We start from the raw sequence: 2,506 nt of genomic DNA, 5'->3' as shown, positions 1-2,506 counted from the left end.
GAGCACATAGCGTTGCGCATGCGCATAGCGGCGTGACGGCAGCAGCGCAAAATCGCCATCGCCAGCCAGCGTCTCGACGGAAAACGCGAACAGGCCATCCGTGGCCAGCAGGCCGGCAATCGTCTTCACCACGCCGCCCAGCGCACCGACATAGATGAAAACATCGGCCACCGTCACCAGATCGGCTTTCGGACCGGCATAGGGAAGATCCCGCAGATCGGCCTTGTCGAGGAAATCGTAGACGCCCTTGGCCCGCGCCTTTCTCAGCATTTTGGCCGAAATGTCATACCCCTCCAGCCGGTCGGCGATCGGCCGCAGCCTCTGCCCCATCAGGCCTGTGCCGCAGCCGAGATCGAGCGCCAGCGCGAAGCGGCCCGGCCTTGCCGCTCGAATGGCCTGGTCGAGCATCCCAGGCAGGCGGTAACCCAGCCTGCCGACCAGGGACTCGTCGAAGCTCTCGGCATAATGGTCGAACAAGGTCTCGACGAAGGCGCTGGGGAGCGCATCGACCGCCGGCGCCATGCCGATCAATTGCAGGTTCAGTGCAGCGCCTTGACGATCCGATGGATCGAGTTGCAACGACATCGTCCACGCCTGTGCGGCCAGATCCGCCGCGCCCGCCGCCTGCTGCATCTCGCCGAGGCGAAACCAGCCCATCGCCCATTGCGGCGTTATTTCCAGTGCACCGAGCAGCAATTCCGCCGCCGCCGCATGATCGCCATCAGCGTGCAGCATCTCGGCATAGTCGGCGCGGCGATCGGCGTTCAAGTCGCCTGACGAGGCCTGAAGCGGTTTCATGGCGGCGGGTCCTGCCGGCGGATCGAGCCGGCGGTGCTCTATGCGGGAGTCAGCAGTGACTTACAACAGGCTTCCCGCCGCGGAATTATATCCTATCTTGGAGACCATGCGCACCAGTGTTCTGCTTCATCCCCGGCCCGAGGGCCTCTATTGCCCGCCGGGCGATTTCTTCATCGACCCGGTGCGGCCGGTCAACAGGGCACTGATCACGCATGGCCATTCCGACCACGCGCGTTCCGGCCACCGCTCGGTGCTGGCGACGCAGCAGACGCTCGACATTATGGGGCTGCGCTACGGCGAGGATTTCGCTGGAACAACACAAGCGGCAAGGCTCGGCGAGACGATTGCCCTCGATGGCGTCAGCGTCAGCTTCCATCCGGCCGGCCATGTGCTGGGCTCGGCGCAGATAGCGGTCGAGCATCAGGGCACGCGCATCGTCGCTTCCGGCGACTACAAGCGGCAGAGGGACGCGACCTGCGCGCCATTCGAGCCGATCCCGTGCGATGTGTTCATCACCGAAGCGACGTTCGGCCTGCCGGTGTTTCGCCATCCCCCCGACACCGAAGAAATCGCCCGCCTGCTGAAATCGGCCGCGCAGTTCCCCGAACGCTCGCATCTGGTCGGCGCCTATGCGCTGGGCAAGGCGCAACGGGTGATGCGGCTGTTGCGCGACGCCGGCTACGACAGGCCGCTCTACATCCATGGCGCGCTGGCCAAGCTCAGTGAGTACTACCAGAGCCAAGGCATCGATCTCGGCACCCTCGAACCGGCGACCGTCGAAAGCGGCGGCAAGGATGATTTTGCCGGCGCCATCGTCGTCGGCCCGCCTTCGGCCTTCGCGGATCGCTGGGCGCGGCGGTTTCCCGATCCGATCTCGTGCTTTGCGTCAGGCTGGATGCGTATCCGCCAGCGCGCCAAGCAGGGCGGCGTCGAACTGCCGCTGATCATCTCGGACCATGCCGACTGGGATGAGCTGACCGCCACCATCAAGGAGACCGGAGCCGAAGAGGTCTGGGTGACGCATGGCCGCGAGGAGGCGCTGGTCCGCTGGTGCGAGCTCAAAGGCATCGCGGCGCGGCCGCTGCACCTGGTGGGCTACGAGGACGAGGGCGATTGATGACACCTTTGGCTGATTTTGCGCCCTACGGCGCCCCCCTCTGTCCTGCCGGACATCTCCCCCTCAAGGGGGGAGATCGGCTGCTTCGACGCTGCGCTCATTCTCGCGACGTTGGAGATTGGCGAAAGCAGTGGGGATATCCAATCTCCCCCCTTGAGGGGGAGATGTCCGGCAGGACAGAGGGGGGCGCGACAGAACGCGACGTTCCCAGATTGGCGAGGTTCACGCCGCCATGAACCGCTTCGCCGAACTTCTCGACCGCCTGGTGCTGACGCCGTCGCGCAACGGCAAGCTGACCTTGCTGACCGACTATTTCCGCAGCGTCGAGGATCCCGATCGCGGCCTGGCGCTGGCTGCCATCACTGGCGATCTCCACATCGCCGCGGTCAAGCCGGCGATGCTGCGCATGCTCGTCACCGAGCGCATGGATCCGGTGCTGTTCGGCTATTCCTACGACTATGTCGGCGATCTCGCCGAAACGGTGTCGCTGGTCTGGCCGCAAACGCCCGGAAACATCCCGAACCGCGAGCCGACGCTTGGCGAGGTTGTCGCCAAACTGCAGGCGGCAAGCCGCTCCGACGGGCCCAAGGT

The 2,506-nt window shown here is 65.3% G+C and carries 2 protein-coding genes and 1 pseudogene; 2 read left to right on the top strand and 1 reads right to left on the bottom strand.

All coding sequences use genetic code 11. The features are described 5' to 3' along the window. The coding region (locus EN925_RS31680; RefSeq protein ID WP_128337200.1) for a methyltransferase domain-containing protein at positions 1–798 on the bottom strand (798 nt) is incomplete at its 3' end. A gap of 106 nt (positions 799–904) precedes the next feature. Here EN925_RS31680 and EN925_RS31675 point away from each other — a divergent pair. Both EN925_RS31675 and EN925_RS31665 read left to right on the top strand, forming a co-directional pair. Beyond that, the gene (locus tag EN925_RS31675) at positions 905–1,915 is read left to right on the top strand and encodes a ligase-associated DNA damage response exonuclease (protein ID WP_013527947.1); all 1,011 of its coding nucleotides are present in this window, start codon (positions 905–907) and stop codon (positions 1,913–1,915) included. 232 nt (positions 1,916–2,147) lie between these two features. After that, a pseudogene (locus tag EN925_RS31665) lies at positions 2,148–2,506 on the top strand (ATP-dependent DNA ligase); the annotation flags it as partial.

Source organism: Mesorhizobium sp. M7A.F.Ca.US.006.04.2.1 (genome assembly GCF_004022915.1).
Classification (GTDB): domain Bacteria; phylum Pseudomonadota; class Alphaproteobacteria; order Rhizobiales; family Rhizobiaceae; genus Mesorhizobium; species Mesorhizobium ciceri.
This window is presented reverse-complemented; position numbering and strand designations above follow the sequence as displayed.